This window comes from Citrobacter rodentium NBRC 105723 = DSM 16636 (genome assembly GCF_021278985.1).
Classification (GTDB): Bacteria; Pseudomonadota; Gammaproteobacteria; order Enterobacterales; family Enterobacteriaceae; genus Citrobacter_A; species Citrobacter_A rodentium.
In genome coordinates this window covers 372,504-397,045 of the sequence record NZ_CP082833.1, presented here as the reverse complement: position 1 = coordinate 397,045, position 24,542 = coordinate 372,504, and the positions used below count along the sequence as shown (strand labels likewise).

Below are 24,542 nucleotides of genomic sequence, written 5' to 3'. Positions count from 1 at the left end.
ATTTTGACGAGTCCACTAAAAGAAATCAGACCATGTTTGAAATTAATCCGGTAAAAAACCGCATTCAGGACCTCACGGAGCGCTCTGACGTTCTTAGGGGGTATCTTTGACTACGATGCCAAGAAAGAGCGTCTGGAAGAAGTAAACGCCGAGCTGGAACAGCCGGACGTCTGGAATGAACCCGAACGCGCGCAGGCGCTGGGTAAAGAGCGTTCCTCTCTCGAAGCCATCGTAGATACGCTGGATCAAATGGCTCAGGGTCTGGAAGACGTTTCCGGCCTGCTGGAACTGGCTGTGGAAGCCGACGACGAAGAAACCTTTAACGAAGCCGTCGCTGAGCTTGATATGCTGGAAGAGAAACTGGCGCAGCTGGAATTCCGTCGTATGTTCTCCGGTGAATATGACAGCGCCGACTGTTACCTGGATATCCAGGCCGGTTCCGGCGGTACTGAAGCGCAGGACTGGGCAAGCATGCTGGAGCGTATGTATCTGCGCTGGGCGGAAGCGCGCGGCTTTAAGACCGAAATTATCGAAGAGTCAGAGGGCGAAGTGGCCGGAATCAAGTCCGTGACCATTAAGATCTCCGGCGAATACGCCTACGGCTGGCTGCGTACTGAAACCGGCGTTCATCGCCTGGTGCGTAAGAGTCCGTTTGACTCCGGCGGCCGCCGTCACACCTCGTTCAGCTCTGCGTTTGTCTATCCGGAAGTGGATGACGATATTGATATCGAAATCAATCCGGCCGATCTGCGCATTGACGTTTACCGCGCGTCCGGCGCGGGCGGACAGCACGTTAACCGTACTGAATCTGCGGTGCGCATTACTCACATCCCGACCGGGATTGTGACCCAGTGCCAGAACGATCGTTCCCAGCACAAGAACAAAGACCAGGCCATGAAGCAGATGAAAGCGAAGCTTTATGAGCTGGAAATGCAGAAGAAGAACGCCGAGAAGCAGGCGATGGAAGACAACAAGTCTGATATCGGCTGGGGAAGCCAGATTCGTTCTTACGTCCTTGATGACTCCCGCATCAAAGACTTGCGTACCGGGGTGGAAACCCGCAATACGCAGGCGGTGCTGGACGGCAGCCTGGATCAATTTATCGAAGCAAGTTTGAAAGCAGGGTTATGAGGAACCAACATGTCTGAACAACACGCACAGGGCGCTGACGCGGTAGCTGACCTTAACAATGAACTGAAAACGCGCCGCGAGAAACTGGCAGGCCTGCGCGAGCAGGGGATTGCCTTCCCGAACGATTTCCGTCGCGATCATACCTCAGACCAACTGCATGCTGACTTCGACGGGAAAGAGAACGAAGAGCTGGAAGCGCTGAACGTTGAAGTCTCCGTTGCTGGCCGAATGATGACCCGCCGTATTATGGGCAAGGCCTCCTTTGTTACGTTGCAGGACGTTGGCGGCCGCATTCAGCTGTACGTTGCCCGCGACGATCTGCCGGAAGGCATTTACAACGAGCAGTTCAAGAAGTGGGACCTGGGCGATATCCTCGGCGCGAAGGGCAAGCTGTTCAAGACGAAAACCGGCGAGCTGTCTGTTCACTGCACCGAGCTGCGCCTGCTGACCAAAGCGCTGCGCCCGCTGCCGGACAAGTTCCACGGCCTGCAGGATCAGGAAGCGCGCTACCGTCAGCGCTATCTGGACCTCATCTCTAACGATGAATCGCGTAATACCTTTAAGATCCGCTCGCAGATTCTGGCGGGGATTCGCCAGTTCATGGTGGGTCGCGGCTTTATGGAAGTTGAAACCCCGATGATGCAGGTGATTCCGGGCGGGGCGTCCGCGCGTCCGTTTATCACCCATCACAATGCGTTGGATCTCGACATGTACCTGCGTATTGCGCCGGAACTGTATCTGAAGCGTCTGGTGGTCGGCGGCTTCGAGCGCGTGTTTGAAATCAACCGTAACTTCCGTAACGAAGGGATCTCCGTACGTCATAACCCTGAGTTCACCATGATGGAACTCTACATGGCGTATGCGGACTACAAAGATCTGATCGAACTGACCGAGTCGCTGTTCCGTACGCTGGCGCAGGACGTTCTCGGCACCACTCAGGTTCCTTACGGCGATGAAGTCTTCGACTTCGGCAAACCGTTCGAAAAACTGACCATGCGCGAAGCGATCAAGAAGTACCGTCCGGAAACGGATATGGCCGAACTGGATAACTTCGACTCCGCAAAAGCGATTGCTGAATCTATCGGCATTAAGGTTGAGAAGAGCTGGGGTCTGGGCCGTATCGTGACCGAGATCTTCGAAGAAGTGGCGGAAGCGCATCTGATTCAGCCGACCTTTATTACCGAGTATCCGGCTGAGGTATCACCGCTGGCGCGCCGTAACGATGTGAACCCGGAAATTACCGATCGCTTCGAGTTCTTCATCGGTGGTCGCGAAATCGGTAACGGCTTTAGCGAGCTGAACGATGCGGAAGATCAGGCCCAGCGTTTCCAGGATCAGGTTGATGCGAAAGCGGCGGGTGACGATGAAGCGATGTTCTTCGATGAAGACTACGTGACCGCGCTGGAGCATGGTCTGCCGCCGACGGCGGGTCTGGGGATTGGTATCGACCGTATGGTGATGCTGTTCACCAACAGCCACACCATCCGCGATGTGATCCTGTTCCCGGCGATGCGTCCGGTTAAGTAAGCGGTAAGATGCCGGATGGTTCCGGCTTACGGGGAGTGCCCTGTAGGCCGGATAAGCGAAACGCCATCCGGCAATGTCTAGCGCTGGCAGTACGCCCGCAGCAATGCGCGCGCCGCGCTGTTCGACGCCTGCATCACCATCCACGGGCTGAACGCCCACGGCGTGGCGTCGATGGCGGCAAATACGCTTTGCAGCTCGCTCCACTGATACTCCATGACCTCTTCACTGTTCACCGCCAACTCACTGACCACCTGCGCGGCATACACCGGACAGACTTCATTTTCGACGATCCCATTGGCATCGGCGGCGCGATAGCGAAAGTCAGGGTAAACCGGCGACAATTGGGCTATCTCCACTCCCAGCTCAAATCGACAGCGACGAATAATCGCCTCTTCCGTGCGTTCACCCTGTTGGGGATGGCCGCAAACTGAGTTCGTCCATACACCCGGCCACGCCTTTTTCATCAGCGAACGGCGGGTGACCAGAAACTGCCCTTCGTCATTAAACAGCCAGCAGGAAAAGGCAAAATGCAGCGGGGTATGCGTGCTATGGGCGGCATATTTCTCCAGCGTGCCGGAAGGCGTGTCCTGCGCATCCAGCAAGATGACGTGTTCCCCAGTCATGAAAACTCCCGAAATTAAAACCGGCCCGCTATGCGTCGGGCCACCCTATCAGCCAATCAGCGTAGCCCATAAATGGGAGAAAGGCATTACCAAAACAAGCGCTGGCAGCGGTTGCTGCCATATAGCCGACGTGGGTAAAGTGGCTGCGACTTCCCGGCGGCTGGCAAACAAGACATATATCGCCAACGGCGCTCCGTCAATAGGTGCAATAAATTTGGCATCAGGATTATGGCTGCTATGATAAAGCGTCTGATTATGTAGCGAGGAAGTGTTTTGAGCGCAGGACGCCTGAAGAAGAACAGCTTGGGTATTGCGATGCTGCTGTGTGCCGGATTGTTAGCGGCAGGCTGTTCGGGAAACAAATCATCCGCTCCCGGATCGTATTCTGGCGCCGTTTACACCGTTAAGCGGGGGGATACGCTCTATCGTATTTCTCGCATGACGGGCACCAGCGTAAAAGAGCTTGCGCGCCTGAACGGCATCTCGCCACCGTACACCATTGAAATCGGACAGAAGCTCAGGCTTGGCGGTGCAAAAACGGCGTCCGTGAAAACCAGCAAAAAATCCTCCGGCAAAACGGCGGCTGTCAGACCGTCCTCTTCCGTACCGCAGTCATCCTGGCCGCCTGTCGGGCAGCGCTGCTGGCGGTGGCCCGCCAGCGGGAAGGTGATATTACCTTATTCCACGGCGGATGGCGGCAACAAAGGGATCGATATCTCCGCTGCCCGCGGGACGCCCATTTATGCCGCTGGCGCGGGCAAGGTGGTTTACGTAGGCAACCAGCTGCGCGGTTACGGTAATCTGATCATGATTAAGCACAGTGAAGATTACATTACCGCCTATGCGCATAATGACACCATGCTGGTCAATAACGGGCAGAGCGTGAAGGCCGGACAGAAGATCGCCACGATGGGCAGTACAGACGCTGCTTCAGTGCGGCTGCATTTCCAGATTCGCTACCGCGCCACGGCCATCGATCCGTTGCGCTATCTGCCGCCGCAGGGCTCGCCGCCAAAATGCTGACGGCGAATTAATCGCCAGTCAGCAGGAAGCCGCTTGCCAATAAGAGCGTAAGGTTTATAATGCCTTACGCACTCCAAAGCGGGCGTAGTTCAATGGTAGAACGAGAGCTTCCCAAGCTCTATACGAGGGTTCGATTCCCTTCGCCCGCTCCATGACAGTTCTGAATCACCTTTATCTTCTTGAATCCCTTGGCGATACGGCGAAAGCCTGATTGCAGAGTTACTGACTGTAACCTTCTGTGTAACCCTTCATTGGGAATTATTCACACATGGGACTCTCTGTTGTTGATTACCAGCTATGTCCATCATCATTACCTAAAGAGCTATGTACTCGTGCCGTCTGCTATCTCTATCAGCGCAACGGAATCTACTATTGCCGACTGAAAGTTCATTTATCAATAGACGTCTGGACGGCTAAACGCAGTTGTGTCAGAATATCCTCAGTCTCACTCAGGACACGGAACAGGAGAACTGCTATGCGTCACCATCATCATATCAAGTCAGCACTGAGGGCTATCCATGCCGATAACCCATTATTGACCTATGAAGACATGCGCGGTCATCTTCGAGAATTAGCCGAAGCAGAGTTATCGTTAGGTCGTTCAGATATTTTTGAGCCTGACATGGTGGATATTTACCGTGACCAGTATGGAGAACTCGGTGAGAGTCTTGTTGACGCTATTGCTAGTGAACCATTAACCGTTGACCAGCATCGTTACTTAAACGAAGCGCAAGATGTGCTCAAGGCTTGCATGGCGAGGGTAGAAGGGAACAGCCAGCCGCTGATTGATTATATTGATGGGTTTGATGGAGGAGTGAGGCAGTCGGCTAAGCAGGAAGTAGAAAGCGTAGAGCCACGCCCAGCGGTCACATTAAGATTCCTCGTTGAGCAGTACGAAAAGGAGAATGTTCAGAACTGGAAGCCAGCGACTTTAAAAGAGAACCAGGCGTCACACAGTACGCTCATTGAGATTTTTGATTATCTGGGGCTGACGGACCTGACTGCAATTACCCGAGCGGACATGCTTGAGGTTCGTGATGTGCTCCAGAAGATACCGAAGAACCGTAAACAGCGCTTCAAGGATGTCTCATTGGTTGACCTGCTGGCATCAGGGGAATCCTTCGAGTGCATGGATGTAGTGACAATCAATAATAAGTATCTGGTCAAGATGGCAGCCTTGTTTAAGTGGGCTGTTCGCAATGACCTGTTAATCAAGAACCTGACCGAAGGTTTAGAGCTAAAAGTGCCACCAAAAAAGGCCTCAGAAGCCCGTAAAGCGTTCTCAGTGGGACAAGTGTGTCAGCTTATTGATGCCGCTAAGAGATACGCTCAGAAGCCTTCTGGTAAACCATATCATTACTTTGTTGTTACGCTGGCAGCCATTACCGGGGCAAGACTGAATGAAGTCGCTCAGATTCAGGTTAGAGATGTCAGGATCACCGAGGCCGGGACCGCTTATATTCATATCAATGAAGACACTAGCACTTTGCCCGGTAAGAGCATCAAGAACCCATATAGTGAGCGCCGTGTGCCTCTGGTCGATGGAGCCTATGGTTTCGCATTGACTGACTTTATGGCGCTTGTAGAGGCCCGTAGAAGCGCTGGAGGTGAGGACGCTATGGTGTTCGATGGTCTGAAGCTAATGAAGAATGGTTATGGCGAGCAGGTCAGCAAATGGTTTAACCGGACGTTGTTGCCTAAGGTCGTGGCTGACCGTGAAGGATTGGCGTTCCATTCGTTCAGACATACAGTTGCGACGCAGCTTAAACAACACGGTGTCGAATTGGCGTATGCTCAGGCGATTCTGGGACATAGCTCCGGGTCAATTACCTATGACCGTTACGCTAAAGAGGTTGAGGTGGATAGGTTGGTTAATGTGATGGTAGGTATTTATAAGGAGATAAAGTAAATGGCAGTTCCATATGAACCAGCGGAGTTCAAGAAAGAAGCTTTTAACTGTCCGTATTGTCAGGCGTATGCTAAGCAAAAGTGGGGCCAATTATTTCCCTACTATGAAGAAACGGCTTTCCCTATGCATGTATCACAATGTGAGCGATGTGAGGAGTACTCATATTGGTTTGAGGAGTCCCTCCTAATTCCTGCATCTGCGAATGTTGAAATGCCGAACCCAGACATGCCGGATGACTGCAAGGCCGACTATATGGAAGCCAGAAGCATTGTCAACCTGTCTCCTAAAGGAGCCGCAGCGCTTCTCCGTCTGTGCCTTCAGAAACTGATGGTCCACTTAGGTGAACCAGGGAAAAACATTAACGACGACATTAAGTCTCTCGTGGAGAAAGGCTTACCTCCTCGCATTCAGCAAGCAGCGGACATCTGTCGTATTGTTGGCAATCAAGCAGTCCACCCCGGTGAGATTAGTCTTGATGATGACCCACAGTTAACGCACGGTCTCTTTAAACTGCTGAATATAATTGTCGATGACCGAATTACGAGACCAAAAGAAATCGAAGCGATGTTCCAGAGTATGCCTGAGGGGCCGCGTCAGGGGATCGAAAAGCGGGACAAAAAGAGCGCATAAGATAGTAACGACTCACTATGGGATAGCTCGTATTCGGCAATCCTATAGTGAACTCTTATTGTGCGAATATCTTGTCGATATTTATGAATTAAAATTCACTTTTAGTGATCTTTGCGTTTTTTATTAACTATCTGTTTTATATATGTATTTTGATTAACCCTCACTAACGGGAGAGACACCCATAGGAATAACATAAAGTTTATTCATTCACATACGCGCTTTCATATACGGATTGCTCATATGGTTAGACTTTAGGTTGAACCAAATGGCCCCTTGCATCCACAGCGTTACTGTCCACTTTGCATGTTAGCAGCACTTCCAACGACGTTTGCATTAACACCCACTATAGGGAGGAGAGCGACACGTTCGAGGCACTTCCAGTTCCCACCATACGCAACGTCAACCGATAGACGAGACCCGAAGGCAGACTGATTGGAAACCATCAGCCTTCATAGTGTCGAGCTTGTATCAGGTCACACGGCAACGTTGCATTCATTCACGTAAACCTTCGTACCTTTCAGGGCGGGTAACATCAGACACCACACGCGCATTGTTTCTAATGTGCTTCTTAAGTGGACTACAGAGATGGGAGGTTGAATAGACGAATTAACAATAATACAGGGCGGAAACTCAAAGTTATTACCTTTAGTTTTACTATTAGGCTGACTTAACAGGACTGCCCTTTAGGTATAGGCTTATTTTAATTAATAATAACCCCATTCATAAAGTAAACTATCAGTGCCAACAAAGGAGAAAATATTATGTCTATTTCAATTGTGTCATTTAAACAAGTGTATCGTAATTTAAATATCACTCGAAGTAAACTTATTGAGATCATGAAGCGATTCGATTTGATTAAAACAGAAGGTTTCGAGCGAGTATACCACGATAAGAAAACTGGCCGCGAGGCATTTAGTACTGAGAGATTCTCTGGTGAGTACATCGTTAATCATCATTCTGTATGTTATAAAAGTGAGTCAGGCGGTAAGGTTCCCCAGCAATTTCTTGATAGTCGAGTTATAGAACTTCTACGAAGATTAATGGTAGTCAACGGATAGTCGTAAATTGCTTGTCTGTCATGATAGTGCACCAGTCGGATGCGCGGTGTCTCGTGGTAACTGAAATATGGTTGAATTCCATTGGCAGTAATCATAGATTTTAACGATCAATATCAGTGCAATGATCGAAACAAACGATCAGGCGAAGAAACAATGTTAAGTTATCCTTGTGCTTTCTATTGTCATCAAAGGATTGCGGGATGTTGAAAGGTATTGGTTCGTTCGTTGGAATGTCGTTGCTCATGCTGGCAGTAGGCTGTATGGCTGGTTATATTTATGGGGGGACCACGTGGTCTACATACCATGCAGTCGGAAGGGCCGTTAAAGCATTTTGGTGGGCTTCAGGAGTTTTATTTATTTCAGGTATAGCTTACCGTGCTTTATTTAATAAATTATCCTCTGTATGCGGTATACTTCTCGCGTTGTCTTTATGTATCGCATTAGTGCTTACTGGTTATTACTACGCAATTGGTGGTGGTTGGTGGCGTGGGTATTGATATAGGTTAGCAGCAAGTAAGGGCTTTGGTGTCTCCCATAGGTATCATTTACCTTTTGCTTTTATTATCTAATTAATTTTCCTTTATAGGCTTCCAAAGTTTGAACTGAACCGAAGGAAGCCTTATAACTTAGCGAAGAATTATCATTCCAATAGTAATCTTTTTTATAATTTTACTAATGCTATTTGTAGATTTATTGGGGCACTTGTTGCGGGGTATAACTGAATACCAAAAGAGATTATAAGCATCGCAGAGTGAAACACGTTCTGACAGGACTTTATTACTCCTTTAGATTCTACAGTTTGTTATAGAAACAAGGAAGCGAGTCTGCACTTCATCAAAATATAACGAAAATTTTTCTGTGCTCATGTAAATGAATCAAATGGAATATTGACCCCCATTAGCTTCCCTGAGACCTGCAAAGGGAAGGATAATCAATGGCAAAAGTGAAGATAAAACTAGTTTAACTTAGAAGCTATTATGTTTGTGCTTATAGCAATATTGACTGCTCACTGAGTATCTTTTGAGTACACGCCATTGAGACTAGCCAGCAGTATCGTATTGAGTATCAGAATGTGATTGTTATAAGTCTAATGATACTGTATCGTTAGTGTCATTTAAATGATACTTAGGGCAGGGAGAGACATAATGAGCAAGACTTTCGGTTACATCCGAGTGAGCAGCAAGGACCAGAACGAAGCACGTCAGGTAGAAGCGCTCAAGGGCCTTTGCGATGACTTGATGATTGACAAGGTATCTGGCAAGAATGCTGACCGTCCAGAACTACAGGAGCTACTCAAGGTGGTTCGTCGTGGTGATGTGGTGGTGGTCAAGAGTGTGGACCGTTTAGCCCGTAACACAAAAGACCTTCTGACCATCCTTGAGACCCTTGTTGACGCTGGCGTTACGGTTCGATTCATTGATAACCAGATGATCTTTGATGATACGCCCACCAGCCGCTTTATGATTACCATGTTGGGGGCTGTAGGTGAGCTTGAGCGTTCATTCATCCGGCAGCGTCAGAGTGAAGGGGTGGCGATAGCTAAGGCTGAGGGAAAGTTTAAGGGCCGTCAGAAGGATGACCAGTTAAGGGCTGAGGTGGTGAAGCTATTGGGCCGTGGAGACTTGAGCGCTGACCAGATTGCTAAACTTGCTGGATGTGGGAGAGCTACAGTGTTCAGAATTAAGAAGGAGTTAAGTAATGAGGTTGCGAAGTAAATCTCACTATCTCCCTTGGTCAATCTGTTAAGTCGTCTATCAGTTGTTAACTCAACGTCAGAACTTATTGACCATAAGGGCCTATTAGCTGTAACTTCCCATGTAACCCGAGGGATTCTTCGGTGCTTTAGAATCAAATGGTTAACGATTGGAAATACTTTCAGTTCGATTCCCTTCGCCCGCTCCAGTCTCCTGATAAATCAATAAATTACGATTTATCAGTTAGTTACGTTGCCCCGCTAAAGCAGGTACAACTTAAACTACCCATTGTTCTACGCCCGCACCTGTCGCGTGATTGGTCTGTGGTACAAGGGAGCATATCATCACGCTGGCGGTGGTTCCAAGTTCTTACCGCGACAGCACAACAATGAACAAAAAGCCGCATACCTGGCATAACTCCCGAACAGATTGATCATACGCATTTAAGCCCGATGTGCGGCCTTATGGCTGCGTAAACAGGTGAATAGTGGTAATGCCCCGGTAGCTACAGATCCGGCTCTGCCAGCGCTTCGCTCACGCTCCTAACGGTACACGAGCACCCTGATAAGGTGTGATCCCTCTGACAATCTGATGAAGTCGCTACGCTCCGCTTGTTGCTTGTACCACTAACGGGGCTTTATGGCTCCTATTATTTAAAAGCTGCTGGTTGTGCATTTTCTATGGCTGGGATAGTTTGAGTAAACTAAACACGCTACAAAATACGAGGGAATAATAATGAAGCATGGCAGATACTACGCGCTAAATCTTGAAAGCGGGGCGGTGATTGATCTTGGCGTTCTGAACGAGAGCGAGCCTTATCCAACATTGCGCAAAAAAATCATTGCTAATTCTCCTTCGATTCCAAAGGAGGTTATTGAGTGTGATTACATTACTATCAGTGGTGAAAAAGCAAAAAAGGCCGAAAAAGAAGGAGTAGGGTTTAAAGTTGTCCAATTTGATGGGGCAGATATGGACTATAGTACTTTAATACAACTACCCGCCGTATTTGTGCTAATTAATAATGCAAGAAAATACCCTTAGTTTAAGAAGCGTAAGCGGTTTAATCTTCTTCATAACTAACCCGAAATAAATATAGGCCGCTATAAGATAGCGGCCTTAAGAGTAATTTATGTAACTAATATGTTACGCCTGCCCAATCTCATGGCAAAGGTTATTAAATACATTATAAGAGTTTGGTGCTTCATCCTTCATTTTTTCAAGCAAAGTATCCACACCAATTTGGATCATCAGGTTAATAACATCGTTCTTACTTTTACCACTGAGTTGGCAATAGGCACTAAGGCGAACATTATTAAAATTATTAAGACGAACAGTCACTTGGGTTGTATCACCCTTGTCTTCGGAAACAGGAAACTGGATGTCAGCTAAAGCGCGCCCTAAAGCAGCATTTGTATTTTCAGACATAGTATACCTCTCTTGATTTCGTTGAGTCTTCGAGAGTTATTTTGATTCTAAATGATTCCATTGTCAATTTTTTTATTCTTCCTGAGTTGGCTGTCTTTGTCAGTTGCAACGCTATACCTCCAGCCTGTGCCGCCAGCGGCAGCACACAAAGTATAACTTTCTTCATTTTTACAATCCCCCTCCCCCCTGGCGAGATAATAAGAGGCCCCTTGGCCTTGTATCTTTTGGGACGAAAATATCTACAGCACACCGTCAGATGGGTTTGACGGACAATCCCAGCCGTCAACCTTCTTTACGGATCTTCACCAAATATCGCAGCGCCGACACACCCAGCACCGTTCTTCGCCACATCACCCATAACTTCAAAAAAAAGAGAAACTTGCTGTTACAAGATTTTTTTCTGCTCGTTTTTTGCTCTATTTAACATATGATACGTAATACGTACTCGATTGTTTTAGTCAGGTATTGCTTTTCAGAACGTTGACGCGAAGCAGGGCAATCAGTAGCGATTTCACCAACAGAAAGGAGTCATTCAGGAGGATTTAAGGCTTCGTCTCCGCCCAGAAAACGTTCAAAATCAGGAACACTGACGCGTTGGCGAACCTTAAGCCCTTCACTTCTGGCTTGCCGAATGATGTTTTTGATTTTTTCGTTTTCTGTCCACACCGTTCGCTTTCTGTGGTGAATCGGCGTCATGCACCAGACTGAAATCAATTTTGAAATGCGTAAGCACTTTTATCAGCGGTATCAGTATGGCTTTTCCTCGGGCATGAATGATAGCTACCTGATCCATCAGCGCATGATTGCGTTCTATAATGGACGCCATAAACGCAGCATGTTCCGTATCGCCTTCAACCAGTACAGGGTGTGAGCCAAAAAAGACCTCAGAAAAGCTCGGATCGATATGCTGTAATGTCTGAAGCCGCTGTTTATCATCGCCTTCAAATTCAATTAGATCTGAGCGATAGGTTTTCGGCGTTACCGGAGACCGGTCATCATCTCTTTTCCGATCTAAGCGCACAATGGTGGTATGATCTTCAAACGGATTGATAAAATAAGGCGAATGAGTGGTCAGAATGACCTGCCAGTCCGGGGTTTTGATATAAATGACGCTGAGCCGCTCGGGCTGCCATAGGGAGTAAAGCATTTTCTGGTTCATCGATTAATAACAGATAGCTGGGAAAGGCAGGATCTTCCGGGCTGTCCGGGATTGGTGCGCCGCTGTCGTGGGCATCCAGTAACGTTTTGGCTTGTGCTAGATACTCTGCCAGCTGTTCCGGATCATCTTTTTTGGTGGGTTTCGCTACTTTCTTCGAGAGCTCGGTAATATCTTTTTCAAGGCGTTTGCGATAGTCGCCACGAACTTCTTTATCGCGATTAAGCTCATTATGGACCTGGAGCATTGCCCAGAATAATGCTCGGCGGGCTCCGGTTCCTTGTTGAACCAAATCGGTATCAGCCCTTCCATCTGAAATTCTCAAACTCGAACCATTTTTAATAAGTTCGTCAACTTTTGGAACAAGCGGTGCTGCACACACATTAAGACTAACGTCCAGTCGGGGAAAAATCCCCTTGAATCCCGTCGAGACCTTGCCTGCAATACCATTGAAATGTTCCTGATGCTGCTCGCTGAGGGGGTTCATACTGGAGAATACACTTTCAATCGCTTTTGCCAGATCGGATTCAGGATTGCTCCGAGCTTTTTCCAGTTCCGTGAACAGAGGGGGGAGGGCAAGTTTAAGTAACAGTTCTTCCGTTTTTGCCGCATCTTCGAGCGAGCCAATCCGGAGTGGTCTGGGAAGTCTGGAAGTAAATACCGGATCGGTACCGCCAGCTTTAGTATCCTCGGCCCAGCAGCCCTGTTGTCCATCGCATCCGGTGGGATCCCATGTAGTACGGACTTCTGAAAATCAGGTGCGTACCATTGCCAGCGGCTTTTTACAACAAGAAACTCGCCTCTCTCCTGTTTCCATTTTTCATTAACGTTACCCTGGGGAATATGGGCCTCGAGAAGTACTTCAGAGGGCTGATCTGGTTGAGTGTGTTGGTGTCGGTCATGTGTGGGATCAAATGGCACGCTTCCTTTGGCTAACTCATAGGCTCTGAGAACAGTAGACTTACCGGCATTGTTTTTTCCTATCAGACAAACAATATTATCAAGCGCAATATCGATACTTTCATTTCCTATACATCCAATGTTGCGAATGGTCATACGAAGCAGCTTCGAACGGTTTTCTACAGACATCATTTACTCCGGGATTATTAACATACAAAGGAGGTTTATGTTAATAACAAATTGAGAAGTACAAATTGATGCCACGCTAATTTATTGATAATTATCTATTTTGAAATGGTCGTACAACTTAAAGACCGTTTTTTCTGTTTGCGATCTGTCTTCCATAACCTCGCTTGCTGTTAACCGCTAATCGCGGTATCTTTTATCCGCACCTGCAAATTCAGGTGCCGGGATTGGAACCCTGAGAAATGTTACAGGCGACATACGACGCGGCCGCGTCTTTTTTATGTCGTGCGCTCAGTTATACCTCCATGGCGGGCTGGGCGGGGGCACCGTAAGGTGCGCCGGTTGCCTGTAACGCCGGTAGTTCCAACCTCGTTCAGTCCACCACCATGAGATTGGAACCTCTGGTGGTGGGTTTTAAACCCGTTACAGGAGGCTGCCACTATGGCTACGACCCCAATCTAAACACACCCGTTACTTTCTGTCCCCTTTAATGCCGCCTCGGACTTTACCGTATTGGCCGATCATTGCGACCGTTTCGCCGAAACCCTGCTTGAAAGCGACGATTCGACGCTGCGGCTGGCGCTTTGCGGAAGACTTGTCGCCTGCCTCTCGCTGCTGCGGCCCACGCTGAACGGCCCCATCCCGCCCCACCTAATCGAAAGCCTGACCGTTGATACCCTTCCCGCCAGTAACCCCTGCTTTGAACCCAGTTCCGAATTATTTTGTGACTACTCACTCACGCTGGCGCAACTTCTGACGGGGCGGGCGTTACTGCCGAAAATGGAACAGACGTTGACCGGATTACTGTGTAAGCTGGTCTGGTACTTTGCCGCCGAACTCAAGGCCACACCGCCGACGGCATAAAGCTTATTGACGAGGTGACAGTATGATGCAGCAAGACTGGCATCCCGCCGACATTATCGCCGGGTTGAAAAAACGGGGCACCTTGTTAGTGGCGCTGTCTCGTCAGACTAGGCTGGCATCCTCCACGCTTGCAAATACCCTTAACCGCCGTTGGCCTAAAGGTGAAGGGTTGATCGCTGAAGCGCTGGGAGTTGCGCCAGAGCAAATCTAGCCTTCCCGCTACCGTAAGCCTGAAAATTGCTAAATAGCTCTCCCGTTCTTCTGATGGCTCTGCTGTCAGAAGAACGGGAGAAGGCAAGCGAAGCGCGGCACTGCAGGTTCGCAAAAATCCTTTTTAACGCAAAAACAATTTTTCCTTTTCTGCGCCAGTGGCTCTGGCATAGTCTCCCTCCTGCTCCATGCTGTCGTTGACAGCGCCACGCTTCACAACCTGAAAGAAGCGCCTGTTATCAGGACGGTTGATCCGTTAAGAGCAGCTTAAGGCGTGGCATATTGAAGGCTATGTCCGTGAACGGCTGGCACAGGGTATCACGAAGCGCTCCCTACAAAACGAGATGGCAGCGGTACGTTGCATTCTGAAACAGACTGGCGCAGAGTGAGCGGCTGAATAGCCGCTCGCTGGGATTGTCCGGCGCATCCCGTAACGGTACAAAGCAGGCTATTACGCCGGAGCACTACCGTAATGTGCTGGAGACGGCCCGCGTAATAGATCCAGGGATGGCGGTAGCGCTGGAACTCTCAAGGTTGATGGGACTGCGTTCGCAGGAGGCCGTGCAGGGTGATGTTGGGTCACAACAGGGGTCACGACGCCATCCAGATCGTAAGCCGGATTATATTTTATCGTTCCCTGCTGTACGGCGTGGCGCATAATTTTGGTCAGATGCTGGCGCACCCGCCCGGCGACATCATGCACGCCCTTACCGTCGATAGTCTTAACAAGCTGTGCCAGATGGTGGTTTCAACTTCTGCAATGTCCATTGCGCCAATATCAGGGAAGACGTAGCGCTTCAGGTAGGTCAGGATCTTGTCCGCGTGGTCTTCTGACCGCAGCTTAATACAACTGGTGTGCCATGCGGTGGCGATGTACTGAAAGTTGCGCATACCGTCAACGGCGGCTTTTTCCACCTTGCGGGGCAGGGAAGGGCAGACACCGGAAACCAGCAACTTACGCGCGGCTTCGCGCTTCTCGTGGGCTTCCGCCAGCGTAATCTGTGGGTAGGGGCCGAAGGCCAGACGATTTTCCTTACCGCCGAAGCGGTAGCGGAAATACCACAGCTTAGAGCAACTGACGGATACCGTCAGGTACAGACCTTGTGCTATAGGATTTTGCGAGGGTTTTCGCGGCGCGGATTTTGCTGTCAGTCTCTTCGTTCATCGAACTGAATGAACTCTCAATCTGACCCCTAATTTTCCGGATACGTAGGGATAAATCAAAACACATCCAGAAAGATTTTTACGCTAACTTATTGAATTGCAAACATATAGGGATTTATAAGGAAGCATAAAAAAGGAAAGGTGGTGCCGGACTCGGAATCGAAAATTTCTTTTATCATATTGATATTAATCTAAATTATTTGGTTTGATTAAAAATGCACCCTCAATTATACCCGCAGTCCATTTTGATATCGAAAGGGAATCACACTCGGGATCAGGCTGAGAGCACAGAAGGAAAGTACCTGGCTATTATATCGTTAATTCTGTCAATCAGTTCCAGCCTTTTGAAAGTGATGTGTGCAGATCCCTTCTTAAAGTATTTAATTCTGAACATTTCATCTTCATAGCACTCTTTACCCTGAACAGACCGGATGTGCTCATCCAGATGAATAGTGATGTTTTCCCGGTTGTCGGGGATCGGTTTGCCGCTGAACAGATGCAGCATTCTTTCCAGGTCGGCAAGTCGGTCTGCCTGTTGCCCGGTGATAAGATGAAATCCCCACCGGTCCCACCTCACCAGGTTGTTGACGATAATTTTACTGCCAAATTTGCAGGGTGAATTAGTTTTGTAATTCTAGCTCAGTCCCCTGAAGACGTTGACCACTCCTCGCTCAAACACCTCATCCTTGTTCTGGTGCAGTTGTTCAAATGTGCTCAGAATGTTCGCTTCGCTAATTTCCGGAAAATTATCGTACTCCAGTGACCGGTACCATGTATCACGGGCCTGCGCATCCATTAATGACAGCATCCAGGAACGTTGCATCAGGTCACGCCAGATTTCGCGATCGAGATTGCGGGTGATGGCTTTCATTGCCGTTTCAGGTTTTTCCATCAGCCAGCAACCGCAGCGAAAATCCTGTTTCATCGCCCAGTCCAGTGCGGTTTTACCGCCAATACTTTCTGTCATTGCTGAGATTTCTACCAGTTGCCGGGTAAGTGTGTCGATTTGCAGCAACGTACTCTTTCGTACAGCCAGAATGTGGCGGATACTGGTTGAGCAGATAACGTCCGTATGCCCGTTGACCAGTTCCGGGCGGGAGATTGTGATATCTGACATCATCGTTTTTCCTTTTGGTTTATAAACGAAAACGCCAGCCGTATTCAGGCTGGCGTCAGTGGAATGAAGTCTGGTGAGTGAGATTCACCGGTTCTGGTGCAGAAGCTGCAGTTGGCGCAGGGTATGGATATCCTCCCTCGCCTGTTCAATACAGGACAACAGTGCTGCCGAATCCGTTTTATCCTCATTGTTGTCAAAGATAATTCCGGATTCGCAGTCGATATTGTCCTGCAGCCACGCAATCAGAATATCCAGTGCGGTTTCCGTGGTTAATGATTTCATGTTGTGAATTTCCGGATTACCAGTCGAAAGTGGGTAAACCCGGCAGACATCCGGCACTGGCATCCAGATGAATGAGACTGACGCCATAACGCCAGATGAGAGTGATAACCAGACGACGGAACGTTTTTGACAGGCCCAGGCGCTTAAGCCGCAGAACCGGGTATGACCACGCATCAGTACGTAACAGATAACCGGTACCTGTAAAATGAATCCATTCTGATTCACCAACGTCACTGGTCTGGTGTGACAGCGAGTACAGCCAGGCGTTGTCCTTTGCCGTGATATGCGCGGTACTGCAGCGTATGCCGGTCAGGGCAGCAAATGGTGGCGTGCAGTCTGTTGAGGCCCGGTCAGATTCATCAACAACACGAAGGGAGTGACCGTTATCGCAGACCACGTTAATCAGTTCAGCAAGCTCAATACCATCGACGTCAACGACAATGCGCCCCATGTTCAGTGCCTGTACGTTAACGCTGTCGGCTTCCAGCGTCAGGGCCAGTTTCATTGTTTCGCCTCCGGATGCTTCCCCTGGGTAATGTCATTTACCGTTCTGTAATTGTCGCGGGTCATCAGGCCTGTCGCCCGGCGAGCCCGGAGGATATCAATACTGTTTATTAACTGAGAGCGGGGACAAGTGCTGAATCCCGGCTGGTCGGTACGCACCAGAGCGTATTTTTCCACGAGAAAGTTCACCGCATCACACAGTGAAATACCCGCCTCAATATGCTGTTCAATCACACGTTCATCGGCGAACGGTGTGTCATTCAGCGTAAGGCTGTAATGCTGGTCCAGTAACCGGGTGAGCAGTGTCTGCCAGATGGTGACGGGAGACGGGCAGCACGATGCCTCCCGTACATGCGTGTCGGGTAATGTTTTCATACTGAAGATTTTCCTGATATGCAGATATAAAAATGGAAAAGTGGCGTGGTGAAAACACCAGACCGGAGCAGAAGGTTATTCTGGAGAGTTACTTTTTCGTTTCGGATGTTGGATAAACAGCCAGATAAACGTAACCACAACTGCCGAGGGTGTCGGCTTTGCAGGTCAGCCCTCTGGCATACAGCGTGACGGTATGCTGATGGCGGGGATTCAGTTCACCGCTGGTGAGCATTAATTCCAGTTGTTTCATCAGCAGCGGAAAGGCCTGGTCCAGGTGGTATGCATCTGCGTCCCTGAACCGGCCTCTGATACCGGCGCGGTCTGCAAGGTAATGCAACCGGTTACCCTCCTGCACCAGACGTGCCCCGAAACAGGGCGTCACGGTGCAGGGTAGCCCCCACCAGGGGCGGTCGTTGTTGTCGTCGGGATAATTTGTTTCATGGAGCGTGTCTGACACGATAAAATCCTCACAGAAAATCGGTTAAGAATGGTTTAACGATGACAGGTCAGCCGGCGCGCAGACCGGCTTCGGTGAAGGTGTATTCGTTGATGAGAAGGGCCTCATCCACAGTGGCATCTGAGGTCAGACTGTCGTACTCGTTTTCCAGTTGACTGTATAACCAGAAGGCCAGATCGCGCAGGGCTTCGCTGACAACGGCTTCCGCATCGGCTGTCATTGCCTGACCAGTCGGGCTGTTCCGGGTAACCGTGATATCCATGCTGTACGGATGGCAGTAGCGTCCCCGGTGACTGATTTCAGCCTGCAACTGCCAGAAGTTACGTTTCTGCACCGCCTGCAGGGCATCCGCGATACGATGAAGCTCACGGTCCTGCGGGGCATATTCCCTGATTTTCCGGGGGGCCGCTGGCTGCCAGTGCCAGCGTCCTTCAAAACAGGCTCTGTCCCCCTGGCTGCAGAATCCGCTGAACCAGATGCACGGCTCTTCCATAAACCTGCCGTTGCTGAGCCGGAAAACACGCTGGCGGGGGGCAATCCCGAAAATGTCACAGACCTCCCTGAAATCTTCATACACGTTTTCATACCAGTTGCTGTCAGCATGATGCTGACGGTACCAGTCGCGGGCTTTTTCCTGTGCCGGGCAGGAAAGTTCATTCAGCGTATACACAGTGGTGGTGATAATGCTGCTCATCAGAATCCCCTTTCTGATTCAGTTCAGGGTGACGCTCATCAGCCGGACATACGGGCCAAAACTGTCCTTACGACGTTCTGCAAATACGGCCAGCACACCGGGAATATCCTGCACTTCACGACCGGTATACGCTTCAGCACTGCCGTGCCAGCGGTACTTACCGGTACAGAACGGAAAAAGACGGGATGTCGGATGTTGTTGGTGAATACGCATGGCTTCACCACGGGTGATAATTTTCATGGTGGGATACCTCTGAAGACAGAAGATAAAAGTGAAAACAGGTGTGATGTGGTTGTGACGGGTTAAAGCAGACCATGTTCGGCAAAGGAGAAAACCTGGCTGCCACCGACTATCAGATGGTCCGGCACCCGGATATCCACCAGGCCCAGTGCCTGTACCAGACGTTCCGTGATAAGGCGGTCTGCCTTACTGGGGGTGACTTCACCGGACGGGTGATTGTGCGCCAGCACCACGGCAGCGGCATTGTGGTACAGGGCGCGTTTAATCACTTCCCGGGGATGGACTTCCGTGCGGTTGATGGTGCCGGTGAAGAGGGTTTCACCGGCAATCAGCTGATTCTGGTTATTCAGATACAGCACCCGGAATTCTTCACGCTCCAGTCCCGCCATGTTCAGAATCAGCCATTCCCGTGCCGCACGGGTGGAGGTGAAGGCCACGCCGGGTTCATGAAGATGGCGGTCCAGGGTTTTCAGGGCCCGCAGAATGAGACTGCGCTCGCCGGGCGTCATCTCTCCGGGCAGAAAGGAAAGCTGCTGCATTGTCCCTGCCTCCATTCAGTCGATGATGCGCATAATGGCGCTGCATTCCGGATGCTGTAGGGCGTAATCCCGCAGCCGATAATAGTGGACCGTCATGGCATAACACTCCGTACGACAGGCATGATGGATGTACGTCATCAGACAGGCGGCAATACCGGCGGCTTCCGGGCTCATTTCAGCGCGGTTACCGTTCATGGCATTGAACAGTACCCATGTTTCGTCATCATCGTCATCCGGTTCGGGCGCCATAAATGCCCCGCCGTTGTTCAGGGTGTACAGATTCCAGATACCACCGCAGTAGTCTTCGCACAGACGGTCCATCCAGCCGAAGACACGGGGCTCCAGGGTCACCCACTGTGGAATGAGGCCAAAATGCTGCGGCCAGAAGCTGATGCGCTGTTCATCAGGGACGAGGGTGGCAACCAGTTGAGGCGGGTTATTCTCTGATACAGCGGTTACGGAAACAGAAGGTGTGGTGGAATTATGCGAAACGGTTGTCATGAGATTATTCCTTATAAAAAGTAAATGAATGGAAGAAGTCGCGGGGCAAGGACGGACATGAGTCAGAACTGCGCTTTCAGGGAAAAGGCATCAGCGCATACTCTTCAGCAGTGTTTCTGCCATCACCCACAATGCGCGATTGAGCTTAATGTCCGTGTCGATGCTGTGAATGGCACGGGTGTGGATACGTTTTCCTCTGGCACTGCGACCGGAAATTCCGCCTTTCAGCATATTCTCCTGGATGGTCTGATATGCGCTCCACAGGTCCTTACCGTAATCCTCCCTGCGTCGTGGTGTCAGAATGTTAGCGGTGGTGACCGGCTGATGTTCATCACCATAACGGTAAGTCAGTGCCGCCTGTGCCAGCGCCTGGCGTGCCGGTGGCGGCAGAACCAGAGACTGCATGGCATCACGCTTTTCCTCAATCCGGTCAAAAACGCCCACTACCTCGTAAGCCCCTTCAATGACTCTGTCCACCACATTTCCCCGGTGGGGCACACGGACTTCCCCCAGAGACTGACCGCAGACGCAGCCGTTCTGGCAGACGAATCTGAAGTAACCCGGCAGCATCTGGTAGCTGGAGGTACCGTCATGGGAGTTGAGCAGAATAATTTCAGGGACATGTTGTCCGTTTATCTCCCCGTTACGGCGCAGGCGCAGCATGTGTTTTGTGTATCCCCGGCGGCCCGGGTCACGTACGCGGGTCTGGCAGGCGAAGAATGGCTGAAAGCCTTCCCGCTGCAGGCTTTCCAGCACGGTGATGGTGGGGATCCAGGTATAGTTCTCGCTTCTGGATGTGTGTTTCTCTTCCCCGAATACGCTGGGGACGACCTGCATCAGTTCTTCACGAGTTAAGGGGCGGTCACGGCGTATCTGGTTCGCATAACCAAAACGACTGGCTAATCGCATGATTTATTCCTTATGAATGAGTTAGCGGTATAAATGAAAAAGCCGCGTCTCCCGGAGAAGACGCGGCCTGATAGGGGAAATGAATGACGTTTATTGTCTGAGAAGCCCTTCACTGGCGAGCTGCGTATTTTTATGGAAGGAGATCACCCAATAACCCCATCGGGATCGGGTAATAACCGGCCAGACTGCGATCGATTCAGATGCCATTTGGCAGCAAAAGTGCCTTCGGCAATAAACGTGATGTACAACCCGGCATATCTGTTGCTCCCTGTAAGTAAAAGGCCCCGGTCATGATGACCGGGGCCTGAAGGGGAGTGACCTGATTATCAGAAAGTCACATTCAGCGTGGCCTGACCGTTATAACCTTCAGCGCTGCTGCCGCTGACACTGTGGGCATAACCGGCCTGAACGCCCAGGGTGATATTTTCCCGGACACGGGCTTCCAGTCCGGCCTGCAGGTCCAGTGTCGTGCCATTCCGGGACGGTGAGAACGTCATGTTACTGCCGGCTGCGGCTGTACCCATGCTCATGTTCCCCCGGGAGCTGAAGGTGCGGATAACAGAAGGCTGTACCCACCAGTTCACCGGCAGTTCACGCACACTGTGTTTTGCACTGTCGCGCAGGGTGTCACGGGATGAGGTGCCTTTACCAAAGTTCATATCGTTGTGGCTGCCCAGACGGAAGCCGGCACGCACATGTTGTGCACTGCCATGCCCGAACTTCACATAACCGGCGTTATCCTGGCCGTCATCCAGGGAAAGTCCCTGCCAGGTATACTGCAGTTGTGGCTCCAGCATCAGGTTGTCAGTGATACTGAAGGGCAGACCGGTTTCCAGTGAGCCCAGCCAGCCCCAGCCCCGGGCGCGGAAGTCGTTATTGTCCGATGACGCTTTCATGCTGTGGCGGGTTCCCTGTGCCACAATGTCAGTCCACAGGCCGGAGGACGTGTGTACCAGATTCAGGTATCCGCCCAGACTGCCGGCATCATCCCGGACCGTGCCGGCGCGGGAGCCGTCATCATCCTTAACATCAACGGAAGAATGGCCAGCAACACCATATACCCCCGCGGTCACAGACATACCGGCAACCTCTGTTCTCAGCAGGTCACCCTCCAGACGGACGAAGCCATAGCTGCCGTTGCTTTCCGGCGTGGCCCCACGGGCAATACCGCCGTTGTTATCGTGACCGAGATGACCGCCCTGAATGCTGAGACGGACGCTGTTATTTTCACCGTTTACACCGGTCTGATGGCTGCGGGAGCCTGCCAGAATCCGGTCATAGTCCATTGCCTGTGTCAGCATGGAGGCATACAGGGGGACTTCAGCACGATAAGCATTTTCACTGCGCAGGTACCAGTCTTCATCTCTGTCACGGTTCAGGGTGTAGTTAAAGGCGCCGGCCTGAAGCGGGCGACTCAGGGCAAACGAACCTTCTTCTGTGGTGGCACCATTCTGTGCATCCACAACCCGGATACCCTGTCCGGAGGTTGCCACCCCGAGGTTACTGTTTCCGACATTTGTAAACGCAAGCCAGGTTTTGCCGGTTGCCTGACCACCATTAATCACCAGCTGGTCAGAGGCATTGCTGCCATCAAGGCGAACACGCATATTGATGGTGCCACCCTGACCGGTGAGGTTACTGGTGGTCAGTTTATGGAACGTTACCGGGGAGTCGCCTTTTGCAACAGCACGGCTCAGCGCGGCATCCGGTGTCGTCTGATTATCAAAGTGAATCTCTCCTGCGTTAACAATATCGCCGGTACTGACCACATCACCATTCAGTACCATACTGGCGCCTTTACTGAGCTGTGTTCTGCCACTCAGACTTCCCCCGGCAGCCAGCGTCAGTGTTCCACGATGTCCGACAGTGGTGTTGCCAGCCTGTCCCCCGGCATTAACCGTAAAGCTGCCACCATTTTCCAGCAGCAGGCCGCTGGCCTGACCGGATATGCCATCAATACTGAACTTACCGCTGGCATTGGTCCCCTCAACAGTGGCACCACTGTCTGCAATCAGGGCACCACCGGATGTCATGGTGACATCTGTTGCTTTACCACCGGCAGACACTGCCAGGGTACCGCCGTCATCCACCAGTGTTTTCCAGGCTGAATGGCCCTCCAGTACATCCAGGCGACCACCGGACTCCAGTACAACACCGTCAGCATTACCGTTTTCCACCGTGAAATTGCCCAGACGGTTGCTGCCGGTGACGGTTGCCGCCGTACTGGTGACCAGTGCGCCTCCCTGCTTCAGGGTGACATTCGTGGCTGTACCACCGGCGTTCACCTGCAGTTTGCCTTTCTGGTTAACGGTGGTGAAATCCGCCAGACCACCTTCCTTGATAATCTGCCAGCCGTCACTGTTTACAACAGTGCCAGACGCCGTACCGCCGTTGTGCACATACTGATACCCCCCATTCAGCGTGGTATCCAGCGCATGTCCGTGTACAGTCTGGTCGCCGCCAGCATAAACCACAGTGGTATTTGCTGTTCCTTCAGCAGCCACAATCTGACGACCATTTTCATTGATAGTGGTACGTACGGCATCTCCGCGAACAAACTGCCCGGTATCACCATTTTCTGCATCCGGTCCCCCTTCCGCGCCGGTATTCACAACCGTGTCGGTTGCCACTGCGCCGGGTTTGACGACCTGCCAGCCCTTCTCATTAATGACGGTGCCCGTTGCAATCCCGCCTTCATGTACCCACTGCTCACCGCCGTTCAGAGTGGTGTTCAGTGCCTGCCCCTGAAGGCTCTGTCCGCCTCCGGCACTGATAACCGTGTCTGAAACGCTTCCTCCGGCATTCACTCTCTGAAGACCACCACCGGTGACAGTAGTGTTGTTGGCGGTACCGCCATTTTGTATCCATTGTCCGCCGGTATTGGCCTCGTTATCCGGCCCATACTCCAGCCCGGTACTGATGGTCATTTCGTTGGTCGTACCGAAGACAATCTGGTTGTCATGATTTGCCAGTGTTCCGCCGCTCACGGTTTCTCCCGCCTGTACAACTGTGTCAGCAGCCAGTGCCGGGACTGACGTGACAGCAGCAAAAGACAGAGCAACCGCCACACCGGTGCGTTTTCCCCGTGAGCGGGCCAGTTCGGAAGCCACCACCAGGGTGCCCGTAATGTGATTCCATACCAGCCTGTAGCTGGTGTTCAGATGTCGTTTCATCAGCTTTTCCTTACAGAGGGTGAATAAAAAAGCCGGTACCCACAAATGTGGATACCGGCAGGTACAAAACAGCATGGTCAGATAAAGTGGTTTTTCCCGGACATAAATGCTTCCCCTCTCTCATCCGCCAGAGAAGTATCAGTCCGTTGTGTGCAATTCCGTTCTGCATGATGAAGAGATTCAGCTGCCTTTTCGCAGACCATTAACCACTATAAACGATCGATAGTAACGATCGATACCTGTTTTATCGA

Annotated in this window: 24 protein-coding genes, 1 tRNA gene and 4 pseudogenes; 12 read left to right on the top strand and 17 right to left on the bottom strand. The window is 50.7% G+C overall.

The annotated features are described in order from the left end of the window. The first annotated feature begins 32 nt into the window (after window positions 1–32). Together prfB and lysS are read left to right on the top strand one after the other, a co-directional pair. A protein-coding gene (prfB, locus tag K7R23_RS01790) for a peptide chain release factor 2 (protein WP_012908785.1) occupies window positions 33–1,131 on the top strand; the annotation gives its coding sequence in 2 pieces (ribosomal slippage) (window positions 33–107 and window positions 109–1,131; 1,098 coding nt in all). 9 nt (window positions 1,132–1,140) lie between these two features. Beyond that, window positions 1,141–2,658, top strand: a complete 1,518-nt coding sequence (gene lysS / locus K7R23_RS01785; protein ID WP_012908786.1) for a lysine--tRNA ligase — start codon at window positions 1,141–1,143, stop codon at window positions 2,656–2,658. Window positions 2,659–2,735: 77 nt separating this feature from the next. Here lysS and idi read toward each other — a convergent pair whose 3' ends face one another. Further along, window positions 2,736–3,281: an isopentenyl-diphosphate Delta-isomerase gene (gene idi / locus K7R23_RS01780; RefSeq protein WP_012908787.1), complete on the bottom strand. Its 546-nt coding sequence runs from the start codon at window positions 3,279–3,281 to the stop codon at window positions 2,736–2,738. Window positions 3,282–3,554: 273 nt separating this feature from the next. Here idi and actS point away from each other — a divergent pair, with 273 nt between their 5' ends. The 7 genes from actS to K7R23_RS01745 all read left to right on the top strand — a co-directional run bounded on the left by actS (window position 3,555) and on the right by K7R23_RS01745 (window position 10,636). After that, on the top strand, window positions 3,555–4,304 hold the full coding sequence (actS, locus tag K7R23_RS01775) for an amidase activator ActS (RefSeq protein WP_012908788.1): 750 nt from the start codon (window positions 3,555–3,557) through the stop codon (window positions 4,302–4,304). Window positions 4,305–4,382: 78 nt separating this feature from the next. Next, window positions 4,383–4,456: transfer RNA gene (locus K7R23_RS01770), tRNA-Gly, on the top strand. 323 nt (window positions 4,457–4,779) lie between these two features. Further along, window positions 4,780–6,213 carry a site-specific integrase gene (locus tag K7R23_RS01765; protein ID WP_024133103.1) on the top strand — a complete coding sequence of 478 codons (1,434 nt, stop codon included), beginning with the start codon at window positions 4,780–4,782 and terminating at the stop codon, window positions 6,211–6,213. Next, a complete protein-coding gene (locus tag K7R23_RS01760; RefSeq protein WP_012908790.1) occupies window positions 6,214–6,843 on the top strand; it encodes a DUF4145 domain-containing protein in 630 nt (209 codons plus the stop codon). Window positions 6,844–8,101: 1,258 nt separating this feature from the next. Further along, window positions 8,102–8,398, top strand: coding sequence for a hypothetical protein (locus tag K7R23_RS01755; RefSeq protein ID WP_024133105.1), 297 nt, complete (start codon window positions 8,102–8,104; stop codon window positions 8,396–8,398). 648 nt (window positions 8,399–9,046) lie between these two features. Then, entirely contained in the window at window positions 9,047–9,616 is a 570-nt protein-coding gene (locus tag K7R23_RS01750; RefSeq protein ID WP_024133106.1) for a recombinase family protein, read from the top strand. A gap of 714 nt (window positions 9,617–10,330) precedes the next feature. Further along, entirely contained in the window at window positions 10,331–10,636 is a 306-nt protein-coding gene (locus tag K7R23_RS01745) for a hypothetical protein (protein ID WP_012908794.1), read from the top strand. A 102-nt stretch (window positions 10,637–10,738) separates the two neighbouring features. Here K7R23_RS01745 and K7R23_RS01740 read toward each other — a convergent pair whose 3' ends face one another. From K7R23_RS01740 to K7R23_RS01725, 4 genes are all read right to left on the bottom strand, one after another. Continuing rightward, the gene (locus K7R23_RS01740) at window positions 10,739–11,020 is read right to left on the bottom strand and encodes a hypothetical protein (protein WP_012908795.1); all 282 of its coding nucleotides are present in this window, start codon (window positions 11,018–11,020) and stop codon (window positions 10,739–10,741) included. Window positions 11,021–11,633: 613 nt separating this feature from the next. Beyond that, a complete protein-coding gene (locus tag K7R23_RS01735; RefSeq protein WP_232081575.1) occupies window positions 11,634–12,041 on the bottom strand; it encodes an ATP-dependent endonuclease in 408 nt (135 codons plus the stop codon). 16 nt (window positions 12,042–12,057) lie between these two features. Beyond that, on the bottom strand, window positions 12,058–12,663 hold the full coding sequence (locus K7R23_RS01730; RefSeq protein ID WP_231851590.1) for a hypothetical protein: 606 nt from the start codon (window positions 12,661–12,663) through the stop codon (window positions 12,058–12,060). Further along, a complete protein-coding gene (locus tag K7R23_RS01725; RefSeq protein ID WP_231851591.1) occupies window positions 12,660–13,268 on the bottom strand; it encodes an AAA family ATPase in 609 nt (202 codons plus the stop codon). The genes K7R23_RS01730 and K7R23_RS01725 overlap by 4 nt, the downstream gene beginning before the upstream one ends. A 435-nt stretch (window positions 13,269–13,703) precedes the next feature. On the opposite strand from K7R23_RS01725, the pseudogene K7R23_RS01720 reads away from it, so the two are divergent. The 3 genes and pseudogenes from K7R23_RS01720 to K7R23_RS01710 all read left to right on the top strand — a co-directional run. Then, window positions 13,704–14,152, top strand: a pseudogene (locus tag K7R23_RS01720) (hypothetical protein). Next, on the top strand, window positions 14,149–14,337 hold the full coding sequence (locus K7R23_RS01715; RefSeq protein WP_012908798.1) for a helix-turn-helix domain-containing protein: 189 nt from the start codon (window positions 14,149–14,151) through the stop codon (window positions 14,335–14,337). The pseudogene K7R23_RS01720 and the gene K7R23_RS01715 overlap by 4 nt, the downstream one beginning before the upstream one ends. Before the next feature lie 280 nt (window positions 14,338–14,617). Then, window positions 14,618–14,903: pseudogene (locus tag K7R23_RS01710) on the top strand (integrase domain-containing protein); the annotation flags it as partial. On the opposite strand, the pseudogene K7R23_RS01705 reads toward K7R23_RS01710, so the two are convergent. The 12 genes and pseudogenes from K7R23_RS01705 to K7R23_RS01650 form a co-directional block, all read right to left on the bottom strand. Beyond that, window positions 14,893–15,501: pseudogene (locus tag K7R23_RS01705) on the bottom strand (tyrosine-type recombinase/integrase); the annotation flags it as partial. The pseudogenes K7R23_RS01710 and K7R23_RS01705 overlap by 11 nt on opposite strands. Window positions 15,502–15,774: 273 nt before the next feature. Continuing rightward, window positions 15,775–16,617: pseudogene (locus K7R23_RS01700) on the bottom strand (DUF4942 domain-containing protein). Between the two features lie 84 nt (window positions 16,618–16,701). After that, the gene (locus K7R23_RS01695) at window positions 16,702–16,899 is read right to left on the bottom strand and encodes a DUF957 domain-containing protein (protein ID WP_012908799.1); all 198 of its coding nucleotides are present in this window, start codon (window positions 16,897–16,899) and stop codon (window positions 16,702–16,704) included. Window positions 16,900–16,915: 16 nt separating this feature from the next. Continuing rightward, a complete protein-coding gene (locus K7R23_RS01690; protein ID WP_012908800.1) occupies window positions 16,916–17,404 on the bottom strand; it encodes a DUF5983 family protein in 489 nt (162 codons plus the stop codon). Further along, a complete protein-coding gene (locus tag K7R23_RS01685; RefSeq protein ID WP_012908801.1) occupies window positions 17,401–17,778 on the bottom strand; it encodes a TA system toxin CbtA family protein in 378 nt (125 codons plus the stop codon). The genes K7R23_RS01690 and K7R23_RS01685 overlap by 4 nt, the downstream gene beginning before the upstream one ends. Before the next feature lie 88 nt (window positions 17,779–17,866). Further along, a complete protein-coding gene (locus tag K7R23_RS01680) occupies window positions 17,867–18,235 on the bottom strand; it encodes a type IV toxin-antitoxin system YeeU family antitoxin (protein WP_012908802.1) in 369 nt (122 codons plus the stop codon). A 49-nt stretch (window positions 18,236–18,284) separates the two neighbouring features. Beyond that, complete coding sequence (locus K7R23_RS01675; protein ID WP_012908803.1) at window positions 18,285–18,929, bottom strand: hypothetical protein; 645 nt, start codon at window positions 18,927–18,929, stop codon at window positions 18,285–18,287. A gap of 18 nt (window positions 18,930–18,947) precedes the next feature. Next, entirely contained in the window at window positions 18,948–19,169 is a 222-nt protein-coding gene (locus tag K7R23_RS01670) for a DUF987 domain-containing protein (protein WP_000692323.1), read from the bottom strand. 62 nt (window positions 19,170–19,231) lie between these two features. Then, window positions 19,232–19,708 carry a JAB domain-containing protein gene (locus K7R23_RS01665; protein WP_001186727.1) on the bottom strand — a complete coding sequence of 159 codons (477 nt, stop codon included), beginning with the start codon at window positions 19,706–19,708 and terminating at the stop codon, window positions 19,232–19,234. A 15-nt stretch (window positions 19,709–19,723) separates the two neighbouring features. Beyond that, the gene (locus K7R23_RS01660) at window positions 19,724–20,209 is read right to left on the bottom strand and encodes an antirestriction protein (RefSeq protein WP_012908804.1); all 486 of its coding nucleotides are present in this window, start codon (window positions 20,207–20,209) and stop codon (window positions 19,724–19,726) included. A gap of 90 nt (window positions 20,210–20,299) precedes the next feature. Next, window positions 20,300–21,118, bottom strand: coding sequence for a DUF932 domain-containing protein (locus K7R23_RS01655; RefSeq protein ID WP_012908805.1), 819 nt, complete (start codon window positions 21,116–21,118; stop codon window positions 20,300–20,302). Window positions 21,119–21,444: 326 nt separating this feature from the next. Continuing rightward, window positions 21,445–24,291 (bottom strand): Ag43/Cah family autotransporter adhesin, encoded by a 2,847-nt coding sequence (locus K7R23_RS01650; RefSeq protein WP_012908806.1) that lies wholly within the window; start codon window positions 24,289–24,291, stop codon window positions 21,445–21,447. Between the last annotated feature and the right edge of the window lie 251 nt (window positions 24,292–24,542).